We start from the raw sequence: 23,630 nt of genomic DNA on the forward strand, positions 1-23,630 counted from the left end.
GTTTTATTTGGATATAATATTGATGACGGAATTTCAGCTTCAAAAGTACTTGCAGATGGTTATGGACAATGTAATACAAAAGGAACTTTATTTATGGCACTTTTACGTGCCTGCAATATTCCATGCAGAGTACATGGTTTTACGATTGATAAAGGACTGCAGAAAGGAGCTATGACAGGGTTTGTTTACCGTAATGCTCCAAAAAATATTTTCCATAGCTGGGTAGAAATTAATTTTGAAAATCAGTGGTACGAACTGGAAGCTTTCATTTTGGATAAAACCTATATAAAGAAGTTACAGGAACGAAATCCGGAATGTAGAGGTGCATTTTGTGGTTATGGAGTAGCAGTCAAGGATTTCAGAAATCTCAGTATTGAATTTGATAGGAACAATACTTATATTCAGAGCGAGGGAATTAATTAGGATTTTGGTGTTTATGATTGTCCAGATGAACTGTTGAAGGAACATCATCAAGAAATTTCAGCCTTTAAAGCATTTGCTTATAGACATATTGGAAGACACCTCATGAATCGTAATGTCAGGAAGATTAGAGAACGATAATTTTAAGCTTTTAGAATTAAAATTAAATTTGGAGGGTAATATGGCAGACAAAATACAAAATGCTTATGAAACATCAAAAAATATATATGACGATGTTCTTACGCAAAGAAATATTTTCAGCAAACTGTATATTAAGTTATTTTGGAATGGCACTGATGATAATGATATAGCACGAAAAGTTTTATCATATGTTCCTGATGACTTTTCAGGAAATCTTCTTGATGTTCCGGTTGGAACTGCTGTATTTACGGAAAACAAATGGAGTTCCTTGAAAAATGCACATATTACTTGCCTTGATTACAGCATAGATATGCTTGACCAAGCCAGAAAAAGACTTGGTAGTCATGCACATATCAAATGTATTCAGCGGAAAAGATACTGGCAGCGCCTCCCGTAATCATCAGGGGTAACTTTCATCTTCTCACCCCCTTTCCGTGGGGAGTGAGCAGGATGATCCTGTCCGTTGTCAGGGGCCTATGCTGGCCCTGGTCTGCTGACCGCCTCCTTTTCCATCTGATTTTTTGCCGGAAATGACAATCCGCGAAAATCGACAAAAATCGCCCGGCAGGTCGTAAACCTACCGGGCGACGATTTGAAGCGTTTTGTTGTTTTCTTACATGGTATAGTTCATACTCATAGCCGGAATATTCCCGTGGCGGGGCAAGGCTTTTTTTAAGCGGTAGAAGTGGATTAGATTATAATGATAGTAAAACAGCATGGCGGCGTCCTCCCGTGGGCCGCCATGCCTTTAACTGCTGGGAATGACAGAAAGAAAGCAGCGGCCTTGATTTCTCAAAACCGCCACCAGTGAATATAAATTAAGCGTGAAAATGGGTCTGCCCAGCAGCGGTTTTTTTCTTTTCTGCCGCTGGGCAGATGTTTTTTCTTTAGATACATGATAAGAGGAATTTTTGAAGATTCCATAAAGATTTGAAAAATGGACGGACATAAAAGACGTCCATTACACTATCGGAAAATCAGCAAGGAAGTTTCATAGTAACCTTTGCGCCGCCGGTTTCTTTTGAATTTTCTAAAATAAGCTGACCATTATGTTGTTCCATAATCGAATTTGTAATATATAGACCCATACCAAAGTGTAACTTTGAATTGCGGCTTTGATCGCCCATATAGAACCGTTCCTGTGCGTGGCATAATGCCTCTTTAGAAAACCCCGTTCCCTCGTCTGTGACTGAAATTTCCACGAAACCGTTGTTACTCTGAACATCCACATAAAGTGTTCCGCCTTGCGGGGAGTAGTCCAGCCCATTACTGATAACATTCATAATAGCACGTTCTATCAGCACCCTATCAAATTTCAGCATTTGAGGGAGTGAAACAGTATTCATTTGCAGCCGGATTTCTTTTGTCCGGCATAGTGATTCCATATAACCGAACAAGTGCTGCATGAACGCTGGCAAGTCTATACTTTCAATATGGAGCTGATAACCAACCGCCGCCCGTGATATATCAATCAGGGTTTGAATATATGACTGCATCTGGCCGGAGCTTTCCACGACGTAACCAGCGTATAATCGTTGCTCATCATCAAGATTTGTTTCTGTGAGTAAATCAGCATTTCCTTGAATAACCGTCAGAGGCGTTTTCAAATCATGGGCAAGCGCGGCGATTTGCTCTTTCTGTGTCTGTTCGGTTTTCCATTGCCGTTCTAACGAAATTTTCAGATTATCTTTCATATCTGAAAAAGATGCAAGGACATCTTCAAACTCTTTGATTTTGGCGTGTCCTACTTCAAAATCAAGGTTTTGCTTTGAAACCTCCGCAGTTGCTTCAAAAAGCGGGGTCAGTTGTGTACGCAGGTTCTTAGCAAATCTGGCGGTCAGTATGATAATGACCAGCAGCGAATTTACAGCCATCAGGATAAACGCAAGCGTGTCAGGAGATGGAAAATATTCCGGTAGCCATGACACTGTAAATTGAGAACCAATATAATAGCTTAAAACGCAAAATTCGTTTTCCCGGACAACAAGTGCAAACTGCCTCCCCGTAGCATATTCAATATATTCTCCCTTTGCGTACAGCAGGGCAATTTCTTTTTCATCATCGTCCATATTGCTGTAAAGCTCATTAAAGTTCTTGTCCAGAATTAAGTAGCCGCATCCCTGTGGAATCACAACCTTTGTAATATCCGGGGCAATCGTCAGCGTTGGAATGATCTCTTTTACCTGCAATTCACTTAGATTTGCTCTTGTAGCTAATCCAGCATTTACAGCAAGTCCCTCCAAACCAGAAGGGACAATAATTGCCGCTACCAGCATGACAATGAGGGAGATAGCAAACTGGCGAAACAATATTTTCAATGTAGGTTTCTTTTTCACTCCCATTTATATCCTATCCCCCATACGGTGCTGATCGGACTTATTTTGAAATGCTCCAATTTCGCACGAATATTTTTTATATGCGTTGAGATCGTAGAGTTATCGCCTATTCCATCAAACCCGAAAACGGCTTCATAGATTTGTTCTTTTGTAAAAACCTGTCCCCGGTTTTTCGCAAGGTATTCACAGATTGAATACTCGCTTTTGGTAAGGGGAACCGGCTGTTCTGAAGCATACAGTACCTTTGCGGAAAGGTCAAATCTTATATCAGGCTCAAATGAAAGTATGCTGTGATGCTCCCTTTTTTCTCTGCGTAAATGTGCCGCGACACGGGCGCGAAGCTCCTGAATACGAAAAGGTTTCGTAATATAATCATCCGCACCGATGCCCAATCCAAACAATATATCTTCCTCTAATGTCTTTGCGGTCAGAAAGAGAATCGGGCAGTCTACCATATTCCTGATCTGTTTGCAAAACTCAAACCCGTCTGTGCCAGGCATCATCACATCCAAAAGAATGAGGTCATAGAAATGCAGCTTTTTGATGTCTACATCATCCGCATTTTGACAGACTGTTATCAAATATCCATCTTTCCCCAAACTGTTCTTAATCAATTCCAAGATAGAAACTTCATCGTCAACTACAAGTAAGTGGGTCAAAAAATCACCTCCCACCCCATTATACCACATTGTCGAGGTTACTCATCATTATTTTTAATGTCAGCTTTCCGATATTCATTGTTGATATTTACAGCTACGGCATTGCTTATATCCACATCCACAATACTGTAAACGTAGCCGAAACTGAAATCTTCCCCCGCCACATTTTTGAAGCGTTTCGATACCTGCCCGATTTCTTCTTGCAGTTCTGACATTTCAAGACATTCATCCGTTATGGTATATGTCAGGCCGTTATATGAAATTTCATCATAGTTTGCGGCGTTCAGCTCATAATACGGCAGAGATTCATTTAACGCCTTATTTTTATCGGCGGTATCGCGGAGCGCACCGCAGGCCGATAAGCATATAAGACTTACAAGCACAATTACCACGGCAAACAGGCACTTTTTATTCACTGTTTTTACCTCCCTCCCAACCATGAAACCAAACCAAACTGGCAATCAGCAGACAAACAGTGCAGCATACAGAAATAATCATACCGCTGAAAAAATCGGTTTTTACCTGTGCATACAGTTGGGGGCTATCCCATGCAAGCACAGTGTAATCCATAGCACGAACGCCCCAGGCCCAGGGAATATATTTCCATGTAGCGTCACCAAGCCCTGTTATCATAAGGGCAGCTATTAAACTCCCTGCAATTCCCAATCCCATAGATGCACCTTTTCCGAAGCTCATTCCCACAAACAAATGAATCAGGTAAATGGGAAGCATGGTAATCAACAATAGAATCCCTGCTTTCAGGTAAAGGCTTGCCGGAGCATCCCTATATAGTGCAGCGAATGTTCCTAACGCTAAAAATGTTGCGCCAAAAGCACAGATCATCAGAAAACCAAGTTTACCAATATACGTTGCCATGCGAGATGGGATTGTTCCCAACAAAAGCTGATAATGCCCGGCCTGATTTTCGATCTGAACAACCAGGCCCACAATAATGCCGATCAGAAACGGGAACGCAACGGCCAGCACTTCCAGATAGGCACTGATTTTGGTTGCCAGTTCCCATCTGGATATATGATAGTAACCCGCAAAAATCGCCGCACATATAATCGGAATCATGCTGTGCATATAGAGCAAAATGCTATGTTTACACTTCTGATATTCTGCTTTCCAGCAGCGAACCACAGATACCATAGTTACCCCACCTCCTTTTTCTCAAACCATCTTGCAGTTAAAAATGACAGCGCCGCAAACCAGGCCAGCGAAATGACCAATACAAGTATAATCATCCAAAATGCCATTGCCGTACTCTGATCTGCAACCGGCTCACCATTAGGCAAAATACCTAACACGGAAATCATAAGATGCGGCACCCAGCTATACGGGCAGATCATCCACAAAGAGGTTGTAGCCGTGAAAATCCCTAAAACGCTTCCAAGTCCGGCATTAAGAATAACCGTGACAAAGATACCAACTTTTTTTGATAACCATAAGCACAGCGGAACTTCCCATAGGCTTGCAATGACAATACAAGCTGTTCCGGCCGCAGCCTGCCAAATTCCGATTGTCAAGGGAATTTCGTTGATAACTAATATTGCAAAACCGCCCAACAGATTTAGCGCCAGGAAAATGAAATTCCCCACACAGGAGTAAATACCGGCCACTCCAATTTTTGCTTTCCAGACTTTGTTCTGCGAAACAGGCAATGAAGCAACGGCACGATATTTTAGTTTGCCATTATCCCGCTGTTCAATCAAGGCACAGGTGAGCGTAAGGAATCCAGGATAAAGCAGGATATACCACCAATTATAAGAATTGAGCTGGAACCAAAGAGGGGCAAAAAAGTTCATAAGCGCAGTTACAAACGGGGCCAGAACAATCAGCGTTTTTGTGAAAGTTCTCTTATGCTTTAGGTTCTCTGCCTGAATATATGCCATCTCCATTTAATATCCCTCCTTACCATTTCTGCGAATAACATCCATAAAGAGTTGTTCCAAATCTTCACCGGCGCGAAGCTCTCCCTCATATCCAAGGACGCCGCCAGCAATGATACCCACATGATCTGCAATCTGCTGGACTTCTGACAGAATATGGCTGGACAAAATAACTGTAATCCCTTTGCAGGGAAAAGAGCGAATTAACTCTCGAAGTTCCTCAATCCCTAAAGGGTCAAGGCCGTTAGTCGGTTCATCCAGAATCAAAAGCTGGGGACTGTTCAGCAATGCAATAGCAATACCAAGCCGCTGCTTCATACCAAGAGAAAACTGCCCGGCCCGTTTCTTGCCGGTATTCGTGAGCTGGACAATTTGCAATACCTCGTTAATTCGTGCATCGTCCAGGCCGAGCAATGTAGTTCTGACTTTGAGATTTTCGTATGCAGTCAGATTTTCGTAAAGCGGGGGCATCTCAATCAAAGCACCGATATGCTCCAGATCATTCCGCTTCCACGGGTGGCCGTCAAACTCGATGCTTCCCGATGTGGGGCGTAAAATGCCGGTGAGCATTTTTAAGATCGTGGATTTGCCAGCCCCATTCGGCCCCAGCAGACCATAAACCGAGTTGCGCCGGATGTTCAGTGACACATTGTTTACCGCCATTTGCCCCTTGAAATTTTTGCAGAGGTCAGTCGTTTTCAAAATCATATCCATATAATCAAGTCCTTTCTTTGATTTTACGGATAGCATACCGGGCAATTTTGAAGATTTCATAAAGATTCCCGAAAACAGAATATGAACAATACACCGTAACCGTGGAGCATATCGCAACAAAGCACCAACCTACGCATTTAGGGCCTTAAAAAGCCCTATATTTCAAGGTTTTTCCCGCATAGTCGGCGGGGTATGTGAGTGTTTTATCCTATCCCCGCCATAGTGCCGCTCTAAATGCGTAGAATTTACCAGCAGAAAATCGCCGGTTTCTCTGGCTCCATACTCCCAGATATGGTATCATGGAAAAAATCAATCTGACGGGGGTATCAGGATGGACGGACAAGAAAAGCTGCTGGACTATGAAACAATCAAAGCCGCCGTTGCCGGTGAGAAGTGGGCCACAGAAAAGGTGCTGGCCCACTATGCGGACTACATCGACGAGCTTTCCACGGTGGAGATCAGGCAGCCGGGCGGCAAAGTGAAAAAAGTCATTGACGAGGATATGCGGCAGCACATTTCCTTAAAGCTGCTGGAAGCGTTGCCGAGCTTCCCGCTGGAACAAGAATAACGATCAAGAGGGCTGCACCCTCTTACGCCGCTTTGCGGCTATCACCTGCACACCCCCGAAACAGATACACCCGCTGCGCGTCTGTACCTGTTTCGGGGGCTAATAATGACTGTAACCTACGCCTTTCGGGGCTGATAACCGCCAGTTTCAAGGCTTCTCCCGCACGTTTGCAGAGGTGGGCGAATACTTTATCCTATCCCCGTCAATACTAGGTTCTAAATGCGTAGGAACAGGCAAAAAGAAAAGACGCCGGACGCAAGCGGCCACATGGCCGCCGCGCCCGGCGTCTGCTGTTATTTATTCGTTCTCGTCTGTGAAATAGAATTTCTGGCTGTCATAGTCAGAATCCGTCATACGTTTCAGCTTGGAAAGGGTCTGCTGGGCCAGCGTCCACATATCCCCGTCCATACCCGGCATGGCTGCGGTGATCTTGCCTATCGTCCTGCGTCGGTCTGCGTTGTGGTACATACAGATCAAATTTTCTTCTTCCCCGGTAAAGTGCATCATTCCTCATACCTCCAATTCATTTTTCTTGGTTCTGGCCGCCGCCTTTTTCAGGCTGGTGGCCTGTTTGCTGTCGGCAAGCTGCTTGCGGATAGATGGCCGGGGCTTGCGAATACTCACATCACGGCGCTCATCTTTGTTAATCATGGCATATACCCCGTAGCGGACATATGAAAACAATGTTGAATCGAATGTTTTCTAAATTCCAAACTTGCAGGAACCGTATTTGGCGGAGGTGCAGATGCTGTTGGCGCAATACAGGGCAATCCGGCATTAAAAGAGGCTTATGGGATGGGAAAAAAGTTTAAGGGGATGTATATGCAGAAGTGCGGCTTGAGGGACGGATCACTGGTCCCGGTAACTGCATTGCTTGCGCAGGGATTAACGGATTCTTCTTTAAAATATCATCTTCAAAATGCAAAAAATCATGGTGTGACACAAAAAGAGATTGCGGCAGTGATCACACATGCCGCATTCTATGCAGGTTGGCCAAAAGCATGGGCTGTTTTCAATCTTGCAAAGGAAGTGTGGGAAACAGGCGAAGGAGATTTGCCATACGAAGAGGAAGGGATGCGTGCGCATGCAAAAGAGATGGTATTTCCAATCGGTGTATCAAATGATGGCTTTGCACAGTATTTTTCCGGCAGAAGTTTTCTTGCACCGATTTCTACTTCTCAGGTTGGAATTTTCAATGTGACATTCGAACCTGGATGCAGTAAACTGGATTATGTAGCATAAGAGTGTATAGCGTGTCTGTAGTCTGATTTTTGCCATAAATAAGTACAGGATACACAGAGAATAGAAAAGAATGTGTATTCAGTTAAATAAGAAATAGATAGCTGGTATGAGAGAACAAGGAGTCTTTCATACCAGTTTTTTTGTGGAAAAAGGGATAGGTTGCACAGGATCTGCCAGGAGATTTCAGTAGGTTTGGTGAATAGCTTTCTCCCAGAAGTGTGGTATAGTCTTGTGCTTGGAACAGGAAAACTACACAGAAGGGAGACACCGATATGACAGCACAGCCAGATATCATCTGGAATGAGCAATGCTTGGGGATACGGATAGGAGAACAGGTTTGCACCTATCTGAAAAAGCATGATGCGGAATACCAGAGACTGCAAAATAAAATACTGGAACTTACAGAGAGGTATCCAGTAATAGAAACATTTATGGAGTCGAATCAGGCAATCAGTCTAACGACAGAAGAGCATAAGGCAGTGCATCAATATTTCCGACTGGAAAGCGAAAAGGAAATGATAGAAGAACAGTACCATTTTTATATGGGACAGGCTCAAATGATCTCCTATGGAGCAATGCTTGGAAAAATTAAAAAAGCAATATTGGGAAATGATGACGGTGACACAAAGAAACTGCTGGAGTTGCTGCTGGATACCTGGATTGATGAGGTTGAAGATCAGCTGAAAGAAAATACAGTGTACCAGGGAATGCTTGAAAAAATATCGAAATATGAAGAACAGGTTCAGACAATGGGATTATCAAAAGAAAAGCGAAAAACAATAGACAAATACGTTACTGAAGTTAGTGAGAGATGGATATTATATGCGGAATCTTTATATCAGGCTGGCATGCAGAAAATTCTGGAACTATTAAATTTGTAAAAAAGGGACGGATAAAATGGGGAAGCACGAAAGGAACTTCCCCATTTGTCACTTCTATTCATCTTTGCCATCAATGAGAAATATGTATGAAACCTGAAAGATTTCAGCAATGGCTTTTAATTCAAGATCAGTGACATAACGCTTGTTTGTTTCGATTCTGGTGATTACATTTTTATCCATATCGTAACCAGCTAACTGGAGTTTATAGGCAAGATCACGCTGAGACATATTGTGGGTCTTGCGAAGTTCAATCAATCGCTGGCTAATCAGATTCTTCTCACCAGACTGTGTCCTTGGCTTTGGCATCTTAAATCTCTTCCTCTCTGGTAAAAGGATGGCTTGTCTCACTTTTTGCACCATCTGTATTGATTTTAACGATTGGACAAGGTAGAATCGGTTGTAAAAGTGAGACAAGAACAGAAGAGGGAGAAATATATGGAGCAGGTAAAAATAGAACAGTTTGCATTTTTATATTTATGCAGCGAGCATGATAAAAGGCTATTATTTAAGAAAGAAAAAATGCAGTTAGCTGATTTCGACAGGTTGACTTATCTGATTTATCATCTTGGTTTTAAGGAATATCACATAAAAGTTTGGATGGAATTTGCAGGAGACTTTAAAAAAGAATGGGATTGTTTGGAAGCACTTCAGGAAACAGGTGGATGTGCTGTGAGCATAGAAAATACAGAATCAGAGTCCAGATTGCATGAAATGTGGATTAGGGATTTTTGCAAAAATACACCAATGGAAATCAGAGAATGGCTTCGAGAATTAGCTTAAGAAATGTAAATAAAAATATACCCTAACTCATTTTTGTGGTATCATTATTAGTAGAGTTTGTGAAATTTGATTTTGCGGAAACCTGGAGTGATAAGAGATAAGTATAAAAGGAGCATATTGATATGAAGAATAGACGAAAGTTTTCTATTTTTATAAGTTCTACCTATGAAGATCTTAAAAAGGAAAGACAGGCATTGGTAGGTGTGGCACTAGAGAATAATTTTATTCCGGTAGGAATGGAGCAATTTCATGCTGCACCTACAAGTCAATGGAATGTTATAACAAAAATGATTGATGAGTGTGATTTTTATCTTCTTGTTATTGGTGCTAGGTATGGGTCAATTGATGAAGAAACTGGTATAAGTTACACAGAGAAAGAATACAATTATGCAAAAACTAAAGGATTACCAGTACTTGTATTGATTAAACAACCTTCGGCTATTTCTGAAAGTGAAAAGGATACCGGAAATGATAAGTATGATAAAATGAAGAAACTGGATGAGTTTAGAGAAAAAGTCAAAAATGATAAAAATACAGTTGATTTTTTCACAGATTTAAACAGTTTAAAGTATGTGGCATCACCGACATTTAGGAACGCCGTTAACTATGTTGATGATAACGCTGGATGGGTTCGATATCGAGATATAGTGGATATAATTAATGAAGAGGCAGAAGGACGAAATAAAGCAAATACTGAACTTGGAGAACATCAGCAGAAGATGCTAGATGACATGAAAGAGATGTTTTCTCAATTCTATAGTAGACTCACTGACCTAGAAAATAACCAGTTAACCTTGAAAGAAATTCCTACAGCAACAAGTGAAGATATCAAAAAATTGTTCCAGGTTGAAGATAATACGTTAATTATTGGAAATCCAGAAGAAAATAAATCAGTTGTAGGGCTAGATGATGTTGGGAACATTCCAGTGGACTCTGCCTTTTTATTAGTATATGCGGCTGATGGTGATGGGCAAATACTAAAGATACGGACACTTGGTTCACCTACTCAGATTTTTACATCAGGTAAGCAGTTTATGGCTGATAATTCAAAAAGAGAATCTGCGAGATGGGAAGAGGCTTTAGACAGACTTATAGAATGGGGCTGGGTTAAAGCTGTAGGGTATAAAGGTGAAATATTTGAATTGACCGGAACAGGTTATAGCAAAGCTGATTGGTTAAAGAACAATATGGCAATAGATACTTCAAAAGAACCGCTTGACGAGTTAAAAGAGTTTGAAGATTAATAAGAATTAAACTAATACAGTTATGCGTATTTATTTGCAAATATACATGGCTGTATTTTTTATTACGGGCAGGGCTCTTCGGGGTTCTGCCCTTTTTCTTTTTCCAGACCAAAAGACCACCTGCTGGAAAAGAACAAGAAAAACCTGAAAGGATGTGGTGACTTATTATTATAGGAATCGATCATGGATATTATGCCATCAAAACTCCCCATGTGTGTTTCCCGACTGGACTGACCGGGTACGATTATGAGCCGTATACCATGCAAAATGTCCTGCAGTACAATGGGAAATTTTATGTGTGTGGAACTGGGCGGCAGACGCTGGTGAGAAGCAAGACTTCCAATGACAATTATTATCTTTTGACAATGGCAGCCATTGCACAGGAGATCCGCTACCGCCGGGGAGAGAGGAAAACAGATGTGGTTCTGGCAGCCGGCCTCCCACTGGCAAGTTTTGGCAGGGAGAAAAAAGGTTTCCGGGAATATCTGTTTCGGAAAGAGCAGCCTCTGCGTTTCCGGTACGAGGATGAGAGCTATGAGATCCGGATTCAGGATGTAAAACTGTTCCCACAGGGATACTCAGCCCTGGCTCTCCACCCGGAATGTGTTCGGGACGAGCCTTCTGTTCTTCTCGCAGATATCGGTGGCTGGACCGTAGACCTGATGCGGCTGGACAACAGTGTTCCAAATGCCGCTACCTGCCGCAGCCTGGAACTTGGTGTGATCCGGTGTGTGGATGAGATCACCGAGCAGGTACGCAGAAATACCGGACTGTCTGTAACGGATATTCAGATCGAACGTGTTCTGAACGGCCAGAGCTGCAGCATGGACCCGGCCGCAAAAGAAATCATTGTCCGGCAGGGAAGGCTCTACACGGAGAAAATACTGTCTGCAATTATGGAAGCCGGGTTCGATCTGAAGGCAATTCCGTCCGTGATCATGGGCGGCGGAGCCAGCATTCTGAAACGGCACGTGACACCGCAGGACGGGCTGTGTCGGCAGATTTACCTGACAGACGTACACGCCAATGCTTCCGGCTATGAGCGGATTGTGGGGCAGATGTGCGCGAAGTAAAGAGACCCGTTTTCTCGTTCCGCCTGAACCTTGATAACCCAGATCACAAAAAGGCATGGGAGATCCTGCAAAGTGTTCCAGATGGACAGAAGAGCAGCTATCTGGTTCAGGTGATCTTAAAAGATCAGGAAAACAACCAGCTGGAGAAAAGCATCCGGCAGGCAATCCGGGAAGAACTGGCAGGTGTTTCCATTTCTGGCTCCGGGGAGAGTGTTTCAAAAAAGGAAGAAATCCCGTCCCAGATGCTGGATTTTCTCTCCGGGCTTGAGGATGCATTCTGAAAAAGTCAAGTCTTTCCTGGTGATAAAATAGCCAAATTTCAAGCAGTCAAATTAGTATAAATCACGGATTTTTGAAAGGGGTGATGCCTATTGAATGTTATTGGATCTGCATCCTTTGGGAGCTTTTGAGAGCCTCATATTCGTTGGGTATTGTGAATAGCTTTCTGTCACGTTTTAGGGTATGTTGTATGTAGAAAAAAGAAAGGAGAACGAACACAATGGAGATGAAAAACATATGCGGAAAAATCCCGGTAGAGCTGCATGAAAAGCTAAAACTGGAAGTCGAAGAGTTAGGAATCAGCATACCAAAATACCTTGAAATGGTAATCGAAGAACACATGACAAGAAAAGGAGAAAAGGCGAACATGGCAGATTTAAGAACAGTAGCAGTACAGGTAACCGAGGATTTATTTTCCAGACTGAAAGCAGTCCTCGCCAGGAATGGCATGAAACAGAAAGACTTCTTAATCGGGCTTATCGAAGATGCAATCGAAAAAGAAGAAGCCAAATGGAAAGCAGAGTCAGAGGAAGCCGAAGAAACAGAAATGGAAGATCCTGAGACTGCAAAATCAGAACCGGATGAAGAGTCAGTAGAACCTGAAGCAGAAGAGCCTGAGACAGAAGCACTGGAAGCTGAAACAGACGGAGAAATGACAGAACCGGACGAAGCTGAAGCAGATGAAGAGCCGACAGAGCCAGAAAACGAAGAGCCAGCGGAAGCAGAGCCAACAGAACTGGAAACCGAAGAAGCAGAAGAATCTGAGCCAGAGGAAGCGGAATCAGAAGAATAGACATCACAAAACAGAAACCAAGAGACGGAAACGGTGCAGAGAAATCTGCACTGTTTTTTTCGCAGCGAAGGGAGGCTGATAGCCGGAACAATTCGATTTTTTGACCTGTTCAGTGGAATCGGAGGATTCCGAGAAGGGCTGCACAGGGCAGGGGGCTTCACCTGTGTCGGACACTGTGAAGCAGATGCATATGCAGACCACAACTACCGGGTGCTGTTTGATACGGAAGGAGAGTGGTTCTGCAATGACGCAAGAAATATTGAAACAGAACGAATGCCGGACTTTGATCTTTTATGTGCGGGATTTCCTTGCCAGGCATTCTCAATCGCTGGACGAAGGGAAGGATTTGCCGATGCAAGAGGAACCCTTTTCTTTGAAGTTGCCAGACTGGTTGCAGACAAACGACCTGCGTATTTTCTCCTTGAAAACGTACCCGGTCTGCTTTCGCATGACAAAGGGCGGACGTTTCACACCATCCTCAGTACGCTATCTGAACTGGGGTATCATGTCGAATGGAAAGTGCTTAACAGCAAGGATTTCGGAGTCCCCCAGTCAAGGAAGCGGGTGTATATTGTCGGATATCTTGATGGAAGATGTGCCGGAAAAATATTACCTTTCCCAAAAGCAAATGGAACAGCTCTTATACAAGTCCATGCTGGCAAACAGGGAGAAAGAGTCTACGCAGAAGAAGGACTGAGCTGCACGCTGACCAGCGGGTCTGGTGGTATGGGCGGCAAGACCGGATTATACGAAGTCGGTATCCCAATCAAGGAAAACACCCGAAAAGGATACAAGATGGCCTACGAGGGGGACAGCATCGATCTCGGATATCCGGGAATCAACAGTCGCAGGGGGAGAGTCGGGCATGAGATCGCCCATACCCTGACGACCGGAAACCAGCAGGGAACACTGCATTTTGTAGATATCTCCCCTCCGCCGCTGGTGACAGACGTTGCAAGATGTCTGAATACCAGACAGGATTCCAGCATCCATAACCACAGAGGCGAAAGTTCCGGGGTGCTGGTGGAAGAACCGCCAAGGGCAGTGCTGACACCGGCCAAGGAAAAAGTCCGCCAGAATGGAAGAAGGATGAAAGAACCGGAAGAGCCAATGTTCACCATTACGGCAACTGACCGTCATGGAGTGATTTACCACGGCAGAATCCGCAGGCTGACGCCAAGGGAGTGTCTGCGGCTGCAGGGATATCGGGATGGTCAGATTTCCAAGATGGAAAAAGAAACATCGGATAATCAGCTTTACAAGCAGGCCGGTAATGGTGTCACTGTCAATGTCATTGAAGCAATAGGCAGAAATTTGAAAGCAGTAGATGAAGAGATCCAAAGCGGCTCACCTGTTCCAGAAGCGAAGGGTGGGTGAAGCAGATCGACCTAAAAGACCAGTATTTTGGTACAGAGATTGAGATGACAGGTATCAGCCGCTATGATGCGGCTGTTGCGATTGGAAGAATGTTCGGAACAGAGCCATATCATATCCGTTCTTACGATTCCTGGTGTGTAAAAGATTCAGATGGAAAAACGTGGAAATTTTCAAGAGACAGCAGTATCGACTGTGAAAGGCTGGCAAATGGTACTGTAATAGATGCCGATGGAGATTATTCGACAGAAATGGTATCCCCGAAATTGGAATATTCGGAAATGGGGAAACTCCAGGAAGTGGTGCGGTGTGTCAAAAACGCAGGTGCTTTTGTCAATTCATCCTGTGGCATGCATGTCCATGTGGACGCATCCAATCATACACCAAGGAGTCTGAAAAATGCACTGACGATCATGTACTGCAAAGAGGATATTCTGTTCAAAGCCTTAAATGTACAGACGAGAAGGGAAGATGAGTATTGCCAGAAAGTCCGTCCTATGGTATTGGAGAAGATCCGCCGGATGCCAAACAGCACCATCACGATGGAAAAATTCAAAAGGGCATGGTATGAGGGAAATGACGGAAGCTCCGAGCATTACAACTGGACAAGGTATTATGCCTTAAACCTACATGCTGTTTTTTCCAAGGGAACACTGGAATGGCGTTGTTTTGAAAGCACCCTCCATGCAGGAAAAGTCCGGTCGAATATCACACTGGCACTTGCCATATCCGCACAGGCGATCAACCAATCTTGTACCCATGCAAAAAAGACGGAGATCGGGGATAACCCGGCATTTACGTTCCGCACCTTTCTGCTCCGCCTCGGATTGATCGGGGACGAATACAAAAATGTACGGAAGCATCTACTTGCCAATCTGGACGGGGATAAGGCATGGCGGTATGACAAAAGTACCTATGCCTGTCTGCAGAATCCAAGACGGACAGATGATGCGAGATAACAGAATAATGAGAACAGACAGGCCGGGTGGAAACATCCGGCTGTTCTTATGCAAAATGAAGAAAAAGAAGAAAGAGGTAGAAAACATGAAGAGTAAATATCGATTCAGGCGAATCCTTTCAGGGGTGATGGCGGCAGTCACCATCTTATCCACGGTCATTTCACCGCTGACGGTGTATGCTTCGGAAGAGCCGAAAGCGGCGGAACCGCCAGCGTATGAATCCGTAAAGGATCAGCTGGATGAAAATGAAGTGGTAAAAGCCACCGATCTGGAGCTGGAAGTCGGACAGGACTTTGATGTTTCCACGGATTTTACAAATTTGGAAATCAAGGACGAAAGCAAAGTCAAAGTGACATTCCAGAAAGCAGAGAATGACGCCGGGGAGAACTTCAGCACCAGCCATGCAGACACTTACCATGCCGTTTATTATGTGGAGCCAGTCAACCAGAACCACCCGGTTTATCAGATTGGGAGAAACCTGATCGTAAAAGAGCCTGTGACAGCAGCTCAGAGTGAACCGCAGACAGAACAGGCAGTTACCGAAGAGGATACAGGTTCTGATGATGAGGAAGCTGCCTCGCAGGAAGAAACTGAGACAGTGCCTGTAGAAACAGAAATTGTTGAGCCGGAGACAGCTGAATCTGAAACAGAAGAACCGGAAGAAACAGAACCCGAATTTCAGGGTGGACTTTCTGAATCTGAGTTTGATGCCGCATTAGAGGAAGCCGAAACAGAAAATACAACCGATAAAGAATCCGGGCTGACACTCAGCGATGTTCTGGAGCAGGCAGGGGAACAGGATATTGACCTTATGGCAATGGAAGATGGGGAAACCGTTTCTTTCACCGCAGTCAATACCAGTACAAGAGCAACACAGGATGTAGATGTGACAAGAGGGACTGCATACTATTATGCAGACTACGGTCTGGGTTCTTATGTAACCTATAAATATACCATAAAATTTGGAAACGTGTCTGCAACTGCCTACTGTGTGCAGCCGTCAAAAGCAGGACCTGGGGATGGTGTTTATAAGATCACCAAACTGGGTGACAGCAAAGCACTGGCAAAAGTATGCTACTACGGCACAAAAGCATCCGGCGAAAATGGATTTTTCTCAGAGAAACATCCTGATTTTTCCGCTGGAAAACAGTTTATCATTGTCCATCTGGCTGCGTCTTATGCCAATAACAGTAGTGACGCTTTTTCCGGTACGAATGCAACCGGACAGGCTCTGGCAATGGAACTCTACAATTATTGCATGAGCCAGCCGGAGATACCGGAAGTGGACATGAGTTTCTCCAATGCAGATGTTACCGCATATATCAGCGGCAACAGCCAGAGAACAGAAGAGATCACCTTTAAGGCATCCGAACTGCAGACCATCACCATGAAACTGCCTTCCGGTGTCAAACTGCATAATGTGACAACGGGAAAAACAAGCAGTGCAGGTGCATCCGTGGAGATCTGCGGCGGTACCAAATTCTACTTATCTGCACCGCTGACACAGGCAGTGGATGTCAAAGGGGAATGGTCTGTTACCATGAAGGGAAGCATCATCAAAGACTATTCCGCTTACAAGATCACAACCGGAAGCGAGACACAGGACCTTGCCCTGGTATTTGGCGAGGGCGTGACCGATGAGAAGTATGTAGATTTTAAAGTGTCATGGGTAAAACAGGCAACTCTGGAGATCGTAAAGAAGGACCGCAAGAGCAACAAAGCCATCGCAGGTGCAGTTTATGGCGTTTACAGTGACAAGGATGGAAAGAACTTGATCACAAAGATGCCGGCCACAGATGCCAACGGAGCTTCCAGCGTTACGATCACCAAAACACAGGATACCGTATACCTGAAAGAGATCTCCGTACCAAACGGATATCTGCTGGATACCAAAGCCTACGATGTGAAACTGGTCATCGGAGATACTGTAAAACAAACCGTTACCGATGCAGAGCAGATGGCAAGCCTGACTGTTTATAAATTAGGAGAAGTCCTGACCGGAGCAAAGGTAACTGATGATGGTGTTTCCTTTGTTTATACCGAGCAGAAACAGAACCGTTATCTGGAATATGCCAAAGACACACTGGTGGCAACGGTGACAACCGATGAAACCGGAAGTGCCGTAGTAGAGAACCTTCCGCTCGGCAAATACCGTGTAGAAGAGAAAAAAACGCCGGAGGGCTACACCTGGAATGCCAAAGGCGAAGAAGTAACTTTTACCTATGCCGGACAGGATACCCCAGTCGTAGACGAAGAAGTGACTTTTACCAATGAACGCCAGAAAGTAAGCATCACCGTGGAAAAACAGGATGCAGAAACAGGAAGCACGGTAGCTGGAGCTACATTCGGTCTTTACAATAAGAACGAGATCAAATCCGGTGACAAGATTATTGTGAAAGCAGATACCTTATTACAGGAGATCACAAGCGATGAAAAAGGACAGGCACACTTCACCCTGGACCTGCCGCTTGGAACTTATTATGTGAAAGAAATTTCTGCACCGGATGGTTTTGTATCTTCTGACGAGATACTGGAATTTGATGCCACCTATCAGGGGCAGGACATTCCGACCATCAAGCTGAAATCTGTGAAGAAGAACCAGCCGACCACCATCGAGGTGACAAAATCCGACCTGACCACAGGCGTAGAGCTGAACGGGGCATCCCTTTCTGTTCTGGACAAGGATGGAAATGTGATCGACAGCTGGACTTCCGTAAAGGATGAGCCTCATGTGATCAAATACCTGACCGTTGGAAAAACTTATACCCTCCGTGAATCTCTTGCACCGCTTGGTTATTTAAAGACCACGGATGTGGAATTCACCGTTCAGGATACCGCAAAAGTACAGAAAGTGGAAATGAAAGACGATGTGCCGAAAGCCCTGCTGATCGTAAACAAGAAGGGTGAATTCCTTGATAAGATCACCCTGCTGGACAATGTCAAAGGCGTTGTAGAGCATCTGTTTGAGTACATCACAGGAAGCCTGTCAGACGTTACCTTTGAGATTTACGCTGCAGAGGATATCAAAGCAGCCGATGGTGTAAGCCCGGATTATTATGCTAAGGACGAGCTGGTGGCAACCGTGACTACTGATGCAAACGGTGTTGCAGAAGTATCTGACCTTCCGGTTGGAAAATACTATGTCAAAGAGGTGGGCACAGCATATGGTTATGTGCTGGATGAAGAACCACGATATGTAGATCTTTCCTACCGTGACCAGGATACCCCGGTTGTCGTATACGATGAGGACTGGCAGAACAACCGTCAGAAAGTAAAAGTGAACGTCCTGAAGAAAGAAAAGGATACCGACCGTGTATTAAAAGGCGGCATCTTTGGACTGTACACCAGAAACGACATCCTGTCCGCATCTGGAAAGGTGCTGATGGAAGCAGATACCCTGATCGAGTTAAAAACAACAGATGCAGATGGAAAGATTTCCTTTATTGCAGACCTGCCGATCGACGGAACATATTATGTGAAGGAGCTGTATGCACCGGATGGATTTGTCACCACCGGAGAAGAGCAGGAATTTGTTTTTGAGTACCAGGGGGATAAAGAAGTAGAAGCATCCTATGAATTTGTATTTGAAGATGAGCCGACAACCGTGGAGCTTTCCAAAACCGATCTGACCACGGGCGAGGAACTGCCGGGAGCCAGATTACAGCTGACGGATGAAAACGGGGCTGTTGTTGAGGAATGGACATCCACCAAGGAGCCGCACATCATCAAAGAACTGGTTGTAGGAAAATCTTACACCCTGACAGAAAACAAGCCGGCCGATGGATATGCCACTGCGGAAAGCATCACATTCACCGTAGAGAATACTGCGGAGATCCAGAAACAGGTAATGGAAGATGACGTGACCAAAGTGAAGATCAGCAAAACGGATATTACCGGAGATAATGAGATCGAAGGAGCCAAACTGACCATCACAGATGAAAATGGCAACATCGTAGAAACCTGGACTTCCGGTAAAGAGCCGCATTATATCGAAAAACTTCCGATTGGTAAATACACCCTGAAAGAAGAGCAGGCTCCAAACGGTTATGTCGTTGCAGAGGAGATCACCTTCGAGGTGGCAGATACCGCAGAGATCCAGAAGGTAGCCATGAAAGATGACACCGCAAAGGGACGTCTGATCATTGAGAAAACAGATAAGGATACCGGAGCAGCACTGAAAGATGCAGAATTTGAACTGAGGGATGCGGATGGCAAAGTGGTAGAAACCCTGACCACTGATGAAAACGGCCATGCAACCAGCGGACTGCTTGCAATCGGAACTTATAAGGACGGCAAATTTGATAAGGCAGCCACCTATTATCTGGTTGAGACCAAAGCACCGGAGGGCTATCAGCTGGATGAGACCAAACATGAGGTGACATTTACCTATGTAGATGACAAAACTCCAGTGATCGAAGTCATCCAGAAAGTGACGAACGAGAAGCTGCCGGAGGATACCCCGTTTGTAAGCAACCCGAAAACAGGCGATGACACCAACCTCTGGATTCCGGCCCTGTGCCTGATTCTTTCCGCAGGCGGTCTGATCGGCATGGGTGTGGCATCCAGAAGAAAGAAGAAAAAAGGGGGCAGATAGGCTGAAACAATTATATTTTGCGTATGGAAGCAACATGGATCTGGACCAGATGGCATATCGGTGCCCAAAGGCGGAGGTGGTAGAAATCGTCCGCCTGGAGGGGTATCGGCTGACCTTTGCAGCCGCAGGAAGCGGCCTTGCCACCATCTTCCCGGAAGAGGGAAGCCATGTGGACGGCGTCCTCTGGTCACTGACCGGGGACTGTGAAAAGAGCCTGGATCTTTATGAAGGCTATCCTGATTTTTACGACAAGCAGGAGATCACTGTCAAGAACAAAGATGGAAGAGAGATCAAAGCCATTGTCTATATCATGACAAAAGATTACATGCAGAACTTTAATCCGCCCGGACGGTCGTACCTGACTGGGATCTTAAAGGGCTGCAGACAGAACCAAATCCCGACAGAGCCGATCCTGAAAGCAGCAAGGAAACCGCCTGTGCCGGGAAAGACGCAGAAGAGTCAGCCAAAGAAGCAGAGAAAAGCCGGACAGGAACGATGAAGAAAAAACCAAAGACAGGAATCTTACAGAGGTTTTTCAAGATCATCTGCCTTGCAGTGACGCTGACAAGTGCCGGGTTTCTGATTTACCACATGGTATATCTTCCAATGGAGAACAAAAAGCTGGTGGCAGAGCTGAAAGGGAATTTCCCGGAGCCGGAAGCTCCGGGAGCCTCAGGCTCTGAAAAGAAAGACCAACCAGCTGGAAGAAAATGCCCGGTGGCTGCGGTAGACCTTGTTTCTCTTCGGGAACAATACCCGGATGTGCAGGGATGGCTGACAATACCGGATACCGGGATTGATTACCCGGTGCTTCAGTCCGAACAGGAGAATGGGGAGTTTTACCTGAAACGGAATTACAAAAAGGAATATGACATCAACGGAAGCCTGTTTTTACAGGCAGACTGTAAAGTGTCTGAAAGTCGGAACCTTATCATTTACGGTCACAACATGAACAGTGGGGCAATGTTCGGAAATCTGGACTTATATGCAGATGAAACGTACTATCAGGAGCATCCCTTTGCTTATCTTCAGACAGAGGATAGCATTCAGGAATACCGAATTGTCACGGTGCTGAAAGCAGACAGGAATTTGTTCCCATTCCAGCAGAAACTCGCAGATGCGGAGGCAGTGCAGGAATATTTAAAAGCAGCTAAGCAGAGGGAAGTGTTCGAAACCGGGGATGATTACCTGAAGTGTATATACGATAAGGTTTTGACGCTCGTCACGTGTTCATATGAATGGAGCGGTGCCAGGAACATCGTCCTGGCGGTGCCGGTTTCCGGGGCAGTGTGGAGTCAGAAGTGTTCGTAAGTACCAGAAAAGTGCAGAAAATGAGACAAATAATGACCGCACGGGCAGGGATGTGTTCAAAACAGGGGGATTATGTAAGGGTGTGCATTGGTAGTATTTAGGTTGAAAAAAGTGTCTGAAAGTACCAGAAAAGTGCAGAATGTGAGACAACTTATAACCCAGATCCGGCAGAAAGTGTTCCAGAAAGGAGCGTTTCCTGCCGTTATTATTTACTTGGAAAGGATGGTAACGATTATGAAACGATTTTATACAGCAGAATCCGTAACAGAAGGACATCCGGATAAGCTCTGCGACCTGATCGCAGACAGCATTCTGGACGCGTGTCTGAAAGAGGACGAAAATTCCAGAGTGGCCTGCGAGGTGCTGGCGACCAAAAGGAACATCATTGTAGCAGGAGAGATCACCAGCCGATTTGAGCCACAGGTGTTTGAAATCATCAAAAAGGTGCTGGAGAGTGCAGGCTATGAAGCAGAGGAAATCCACATGGATGCCCTCATCCACAAACAGAGTCCGGATATCGCCGGGGCAGTGGAGAGATCCAGAGAACGAAGGGCAGGGACTGTTTCTGTTCAGAGCGGACTTGCCAGCGGTGCCGGGGATCAGGGCATCATGATTGGCTACGCCTGCGATGAGACACCGCAGCTTATGCCGATGCCAGTGGTTCTGGCGAACCGCATTGTAAGGGAACTGTCTGCAAGCCGTAGAAGCGGATATATCACGGGAATCTTGCCAGATGGAAAGGCGCAGGTGACCGTGGAGTATGAAGATGACAGACCTGCCCGGCTGGATACCGTCATTGTGTCCTGCCAGCATGAAAAGGAAAAATCCCTTCGGAAGCTGGAGCATGAGATCCGGGAGAAAGTGTTACGCCCGGCACTCCGTATGCTGCCACCGGATGAGGATACCAAGATCCTGATTAACCCATCGGGCAGATTTGTGTGCGGAGGTCTGGATGCAGACACCGGACTGACCGGAAGGAAACTAATGGTGGATACCTACGGCAGCCTGGTACCGCATGGCGGCGGTGCATTCTCCGGGAAGGATTGTTCCAAAGTTGACCGTTCCGGGGCATACATGGCCCGTTACATCGCCAAAAACATGGTAGCTGCCGGACTTGCCAGCCGATGCCAGGTGTCCCTTGCCTATGCCATTGGGGTTGCCCAGCCAGTCATGGTGCAGGTGGATACCTTTGGAACGGGAAAGATCTGTGCGGATGACTGCCTCGCCGCAGCGATCCCTCTGGTGTTCGGGCTTACCCCAAGCCAGATCTGTGACACCCTGCACCTGAAGCGGCCAATCTACCGACAGAGTGCGGTGTTCGGGCATTTTGGAAGAAAGGAATTTCCGTGGGAGAAAACGGATAAGGCAGAGCAGCTCCGGGATACCGTGATGTAATGCCGTGGATTCCGGAAGAAGAAATCAAACGTGCAAGGGAGATCACCGCCATTGAATACCTGAAGAAATATCAGCCAAACCGTCTGAAAAAATCTTCAGCCAGAAATGAATGGGAGCTGACAGACCACGACAGCTTTAAGATTAACGAGCAGACCAGCCAGTGGCACTGGAAATCCAGAGATATCGGGGGCACCAGTGCTTTAAATTTCCTGATTCATGTAGACGGGTGTTCTTTTCTGGAGGCAGTGCAAATGCTGAAAGATGAGTATCCCACCTATATCCCTCCTCCAGTGGAAGCAAAGCCAAAGAAGCCATTTGTCCTGCCTACGGCCAGCCCAGACTGCCGCAGGGTGTTCCGCTATCTGAAAGAGCGGGGCATCAGTGGCGAGGTCTTACAGCGGTGTGTTCATTTGGGAATCTTATATGAGAGTCTGCCCTACCACAATGCCGTGTTCATAGGACGGGATGAAAACCAGGTGGCAAGATATGCTTTCCTGCGTGGGATTTACGATGCCAGCGGAAAGTCTTTTAAGATGGAACAGGCCGGAAGTGAAAAGGCATACGCTTTTTGTGTTCCGGCGAAATCGGGATGCAGACGGGTTGCTGTTTATGAAGCCTGTGTGGATGTGCTTGCCCACATGACATTGGAACAGAGACAAGGAAGCCGGGATAAGTACCGTCTGGAGCTTGGCGGGATCAGCGCACCAAAAGAAGGGCAGAGCCAGCGTAGCATGAAAAAGCCGCAGGCATTGGAACATTTTCTGTCCCAGCACCCGGAGATCACCGAGATCGAAGTGTGTACCGACAATGACTTTGCCGGACGGTGGGCGTGTGAACATATCCGAAAAGCCTACGAGGGAAGCTATCGGATCATCGAGAACTTGCCGGAAATCGAAGGGGCAGACTGGGCAGACATGGCAAAAATGGCTGCCCGTACACCGGAGAAACGGCAGAATAGGGAAGCGAGGTGATGCT

Annotated in this window: 24 protein-coding genes and 2 pseudogenes; 17 read left to right on the plus strand and 9 right to left on the minus strand. The window is 45.5% G+C overall.

Translation table 11 applies throughout. The features are described from left to right. Together AB5642_RS04735 and AB5642_RS04740 are read left to right on the plus strand one after the other, a co-directional pair. Nucleotides 1-561: pseudogene (locus tag AB5642_RS04735) on the plus strand (transglutaminase family protein); the annotation flags it as partial. Nucleotides 562-601: 40 nt separating this feature from the next. Next, entirely contained in the window at nt 602-958 is a 357-nt protein-coding gene (locus AB5642_RS04740) for a hypothetical protein (RefSeq protein ID WP_368371479.1), read from the plus strand. Between the two features lie 580 nt (nt 959-1,538). On the opposite strand, the gene AB5642_RS04745 is transcribed toward AB5642_RS04740, so the two are convergent. From AB5642_RS04745 to AB5642_RS04770, 6 genes are read right to left on the minus strand one after another with little or no spacing between them, the layout of a single operon-like run. Next, entirely contained in the window at nt 1,539-2,903 is a 1,365-nt protein-coding gene (locus AB5642_RS04745; protein ID WP_173719224.1) for a sensor histidine kinase KdpD, read from the minus strand. Next, on the minus strand, nt 2,894-3,556 hold the full coding sequence (locus AB5642_RS04750; protein WP_173719223.1) for a response regulator transcription factor: 663 nt from the start codon (nt 3,554-3,556) through the stop codon (nt 2,894-2,896). Before AB5642_RS04750 ends, AB5642_RS04745 begins: the two co-directional genes overlap by 10 nt. Nucleotides 3,557-3,594: 38 nt before the next feature. After that, nucleotides 3,595-3,972 carry a NisI/SpaI family lantibiotic immunity lipoprotein gene (locus tag AB5642_RS04755; protein WP_025580194.1) on the minus strand — a complete coding sequence of 126 codons (378 nt, stop codon included), beginning with the start codon at nt 3,970-3,972 and terminating at the stop codon, nt 3,595-3,597. Continuing rightward, nucleotides 3,965-4,708, minus strand: coding sequence for a lantibiotic immunity ABC transporter MutG family permease subunit (locus AB5642_RS04760; RefSeq protein ID WP_025580193.1), 744 nt, complete (start codon nt 4,706-4,708; stop codon nt 3,965-3,967). The genes AB5642_RS04755 and AB5642_RS04760 overlap by 8 nt, the downstream gene beginning before the upstream one ends. A gap of 2 nt (nt 4,709-4,710) precedes the next feature. Continuing rightward, nucleotides 4,711-5,457: a lantibiotic immunity ABC transporter MutE/EpiE family permease subunit gene (locus AB5642_RS04765; RefSeq protein WP_008705323.1), complete on the minus strand. Its 747-nt coding sequence runs from the start codon at nt 5,455-5,457 to the stop codon at nt 4,711-4,713. After that, a complete protein-coding gene (locus AB5642_RS04770) occupies nt 5,458-6,162 on the minus strand; it encodes a lantibiotic protection ABC transporter ATP-binding protein (RefSeq protein WP_025580190.1) in 705 nt (234 codons plus the stop codon). 331 nt (nt 6,163-6,493) lie between these two features. Here AB5642_RS04770 and AB5642_RS04775 point away from each other — a divergent pair, with 331 nt between their 5' ends. After that, entirely contained in the window at nt 6,494-6,730 is a 237-nt protein-coding gene (locus tag AB5642_RS04775) for a helix-turn-helix domain-containing protein (RefSeq protein ID WP_118064609.1), read from the plus strand. Nucleotides 6,731-7,027: 297 nt separating this feature from the next. Here AB5642_RS04775 and AB5642_RS04780 read toward each other — a convergent pair whose 3' ends face one another. Together AB5642_RS04780 and AB5642_RS04785 are read right to left on the minus strand one after the other, a co-directional pair. Next, nucleotides 7,028-7,234 (minus strand): transposon-transfer assisting family protein, encoded by a 207-nt coding sequence (locus tag AB5642_RS04780; RefSeq protein ID WP_368371481.1) that lies wholly within the window; start codon nt 7,232-7,234, stop codon nt 7,028-7,030. A 6-nt stretch (nt 7,235-7,240) separates the two neighbouring features. Continuing rightward, nucleotides 7,241-7,381, minus strand: a complete 141-nt coding sequence (locus tag AB5642_RS04785) for a hypothetical protein (RefSeq protein ID WP_173719207.1) — start codon at nt 7,379-7,381, stop codon at nt 7,241-7,243. A gap of 198 nt (nt 7,382-7,579) precedes the next feature. Here AB5642_RS04785 and AB5642_RS04790 point away from each other — a divergent pair. Further along, nucleotides 7,580-7,948 (plus strand): annotated as a pseudogene (locus tag AB5642_RS04790) (carboxymuconolactone decarboxylase family protein); the annotation flags it as partial. Between the two features lie 296 nt (nt 7,949-8,244). Further along, nucleotides 8,245-8,853 (plus strand): hypothetical protein, encoded by a 609-nt coding sequence (locus AB5642_RS04795; RefSeq protein WP_055147690.1) that lies wholly within the window; start codon nt 8,245-8,247, stop codon nt 8,851-8,853. Nucleotides 8,854-8,907: 54 nt separating this feature from the next. Here AB5642_RS04795 and AB5642_RS04800 read toward each other — a convergent pair whose 3' ends face one another. Further along, nucleotides 8,908-9,159: a helix-turn-helix domain-containing protein gene (locus AB5642_RS04800; protein WP_015513363.1), complete on the minus strand. Its 252-nt coding sequence runs from the start codon at nt 9,157-9,159 to the stop codon at nt 8,908-8,910. Nucleotides 9,160-9,288: 129 nt separating this feature from the next. On the opposite strand from AB5642_RS04800, the gene AB5642_RS04805 reads away from it, so the two are divergent. The 12 genes from AB5642_RS04805 (at nt 9,289) to AB5642_RS04860 (ending at nt 23,626) form a co-directional block, all read left to right on the plus strand. Continuing rightward, a complete protein-coding gene (locus AB5642_RS04805) occupies nt 9,289-9,633 on the plus strand; it encodes a hypothetical protein (RefSeq protein ID WP_015533346.1) in 345 nt (114 codons plus the stop codon). Nucleotides 9,634-9,755: 122 nt separating this feature from the next. After that, on the plus strand, nt 9,756-10,877 hold the full coding sequence (locus AB5642_RS04810) for a DUF4062 domain-containing protein (protein ID WP_055149049.1): 1,122 nt from the start codon (nt 9,756-9,758) through the stop codon (nt 10,875-10,877). A gap of 164 nt (nt 10,878-11,041) precedes the next feature. Next, complete coding sequence (locus AB5642_RS04815) at nt 11,042-11,950, plus strand: ParM/StbA family protein (protein ID WP_161208660.1); 909 nt, start codon at nt 11,042-11,044, stop codon at nt 11,948-11,950. After that, nucleotides 11,938-12,231: a hypothetical protein gene (locus tag AB5642_RS04820; RefSeq protein ID WP_006428275.1), complete on the plus strand. Its 294-nt coding sequence runs from the start codon at nt 11,938-11,940 to the stop codon at nt 12,229-12,231. The genes AB5642_RS04815 and AB5642_RS04820 overlap by 13 nt, the downstream gene beginning before the upstream one ends. 218 nt (nt 12,232-12,449) lie before the next feature. Next, entirely contained in the window at nt 12,450-13,022 is a 573-nt protein-coding gene (locus tag AB5642_RS04825; RefSeq protein ID WP_015533347.1) for a hypothetical protein, read from the plus strand. A gap of 33 nt (nt 13,023-13,055) precedes the next feature. After that, nucleotides 13,056-14,399 (plus strand): DNA (cytosine-5-)-methyltransferase, encoded by a 1,344-nt coding sequence (gene dcm, locus AB5642_RS04830; RefSeq protein WP_055147699.1) that lies wholly within the window; start codon nt 13,056-13,058, stop codon nt 14,397-14,399. Next, entirely contained in the window at nt 14,396-15,355 is a 960-nt protein-coding gene (locus tag AB5642_RS04835) for an amidoligase family protein (RefSeq protein ID WP_008400058.1), read from the plus strand. Before dcm ends, AB5642_RS04835 begins: the two co-directional genes overlap by 4 nt. A gap of 85 nt (nt 15,356-15,440) precedes the next feature. Continuing rightward, entirely contained in the window at nt 15,441-19,949 is a 4,509-nt protein-coding gene (locus tag AB5642_RS04840; protein ID WP_368371480.1) for a SpaA isopeptide-forming pilin-related protein, read from the plus strand. A 1-nt stretch (nt 19,950) separates the two neighbouring features. Continuing rightward, complete coding sequence (locus AB5642_RS04845) at nt 19,951-20,448, plus strand: gamma-glutamylcyclotransferase family protein (protein ID WP_025577045.1); 498 nt, start codon at nt 19,951-19,953, stop codon at nt 20,446-20,448. Then, nucleotides 20,445-21,260, plus strand: a complete 816-nt coding sequence (locus AB5642_RS04850; RefSeq protein WP_015533349.1) for a class B sortase — start codon at nt 20,445-20,447, stop codon at nt 21,258-21,260. Before AB5642_RS04845 ends, AB5642_RS04850 begins: the two co-directional genes overlap by 4 nt. A gap of 234 nt (nt 21,261-21,494) precedes the next feature. Beyond that, on the plus strand, nt 21,495-22,655 hold the full coding sequence (metK, locus tag AB5642_RS04855) for a methionine adenosyltransferase (RefSeq protein ID WP_015533350.1): 1,161 nt from the start codon (nt 21,495-21,497) through the stop codon (nt 22,653-22,655). Then, complete coding sequence (locus tag AB5642_RS04860; RefSeq protein ID WP_008400051.1) at nt 22,655-23,626, plus strand: DUF3991 domain-containing protein; 972 nt, start codon at nt 22,655-22,657, stop codon at nt 23,624-23,626. The genes metK and AB5642_RS04860 overlap by 1 nt, the downstream gene beginning before the upstream one ends. Nucleotides 23,627-23,630: the final 4 nt, after the last annotated feature.

This window comes from Ruminococcus sp. 1001136sp1_2201st1_G3_2201SCRN_220225 (assembly GCF_040924365.1).
In the GTDB taxonomy this organism is placed as follows: domain Bacteria; phylum Bacillota; class Clostridia; order Lachnospirales; family Lachnospiraceae; genus Blautia_A; species Blautia_A faecis.

What these genes read in the sequence shown, in the direction of transcription:
- AB5642_RS04740 (WP_368371479.1), top strand. Translation starts at nt 602, where the DNA reads ATGGCAGACAAAATACAAAATGCTTATGAAACATCAAAAAATATATAT.
- AB5642_RS04745 (WP_173719224.1), bottom strand. Translation starts at nt 2,903, where the DNA reads ATGGGAGTGAAAAAGAAACCTACATTGAAAATATTGTTTCGCCAGTTT.
- AB5642_RS04760 (WP_025580193.1), bottom strand. Translation starts at nt 4,708, where the DNA reads ATGGTATCTGTGGTTCGCTGCTGGAAAGCAGAATATCAGAAGTGTAAA.
- AB5642_RS04765 (WP_008705323.1), bottom strand. Translation starts at nt 5,457, where the DNA reads ATGGAGATGGCATATATTCAGGCAGAGAACCTAAAGCATAAGAGAACT.
- AB5642_RS04770 (WP_025580190.1), bottom strand. Translation starts at nt 6,162, where the DNA reads ATGGATATGATTTTGAAAACGACTGACCTCTGCAAAAATTTCAAGGGG.
- AB5642_RS04775 (WP_118064609.1), top strand. Translation starts at nt 6,494, where the DNA reads ATGGACGGACAAGAAAAGCTGCTGGACTATGAAACAATCAAAGCCGCC.
- AB5642_RS04780 (WP_368371481.1), bottom strand. Translation starts at nt 7,234, where the DNA reads ATGCACTTTACCGGGGAAGAAGAAAATTTGATCTGTATGTACCACAAC.
- AB5642_RS04785 (WP_173719207.1), bottom strand. Translation starts at nt 7,381, where the DNA reads ATGATTAACAAAGATGAGCGCCGTGATGTGAGTATTCGCAAGCCCCGG.
- AB5642_RS04795 (WP_055147690.1), top strand. Translation starts at nt 8,245, where the DNA reads ATGACAGCACAGCCAGATATCATCTGGAATGAGCAATGCTTGGGGATA.
- AB5642_RS04800 (WP_015513363.1), bottom strand. Translation starts at nt 9,159, where the DNA reads ATGCCAAAGCCAAGGACACAGTCTGGTGAGAAGAATCTGATTAGCCAG.
- AB5642_RS04805 (WP_015533346.1), top strand. Translation starts at nt 9,289, where the DNA reads ATGGAGCAGGTAAAAATAGAACAGTTTGCATTTTTATATTTATGCAGC.
- AB5642_RS04810 (WP_055149049.1), top strand. Translation starts at nt 9,756, where the DNA reads ATGAAGAATAGACGAAAGTTTTCTATTTTTATAAGTTCTACCTATGAA.
- AB5642_RS04825 (WP_015533347.1), top strand. Translation starts at nt 12,450, where the DNA reads ATGGAGATGAAAAACATATGCGGAAAAATCCCGGTAGAGCTGCATGAA.
- AB5642_RS04840 (WP_368371480.1), top strand. Translation starts at nt 15,441, where the DNA reads ATGAAGAGTAAATATCGATTCAGGCGAATCCTTTCAGGGGTGATGGCG.
- AB5642_RS04850 (WP_015533349.1), top strand. Translation starts at nt 20,445, where the DNA reads ATGAAGAAAAAACCAAAGACAGGAATCTTACAGAGGTTTTTCAAGATC.
- metK (WP_015533350.1), top strand. Translation starts at nt 21,495, where the DNA reads ATGAAACGATTTTATACAGCAGAATCCGTAACAGAAGGACATCCGGAT.
- AB5642_RS04860 (WP_008400051.1), top strand. Translation starts at nt 22,655, where the DNA reads ATGCCGTGGATTCCGGAAGAAGAAATCAAACGTGCAAGGGAGATCACC.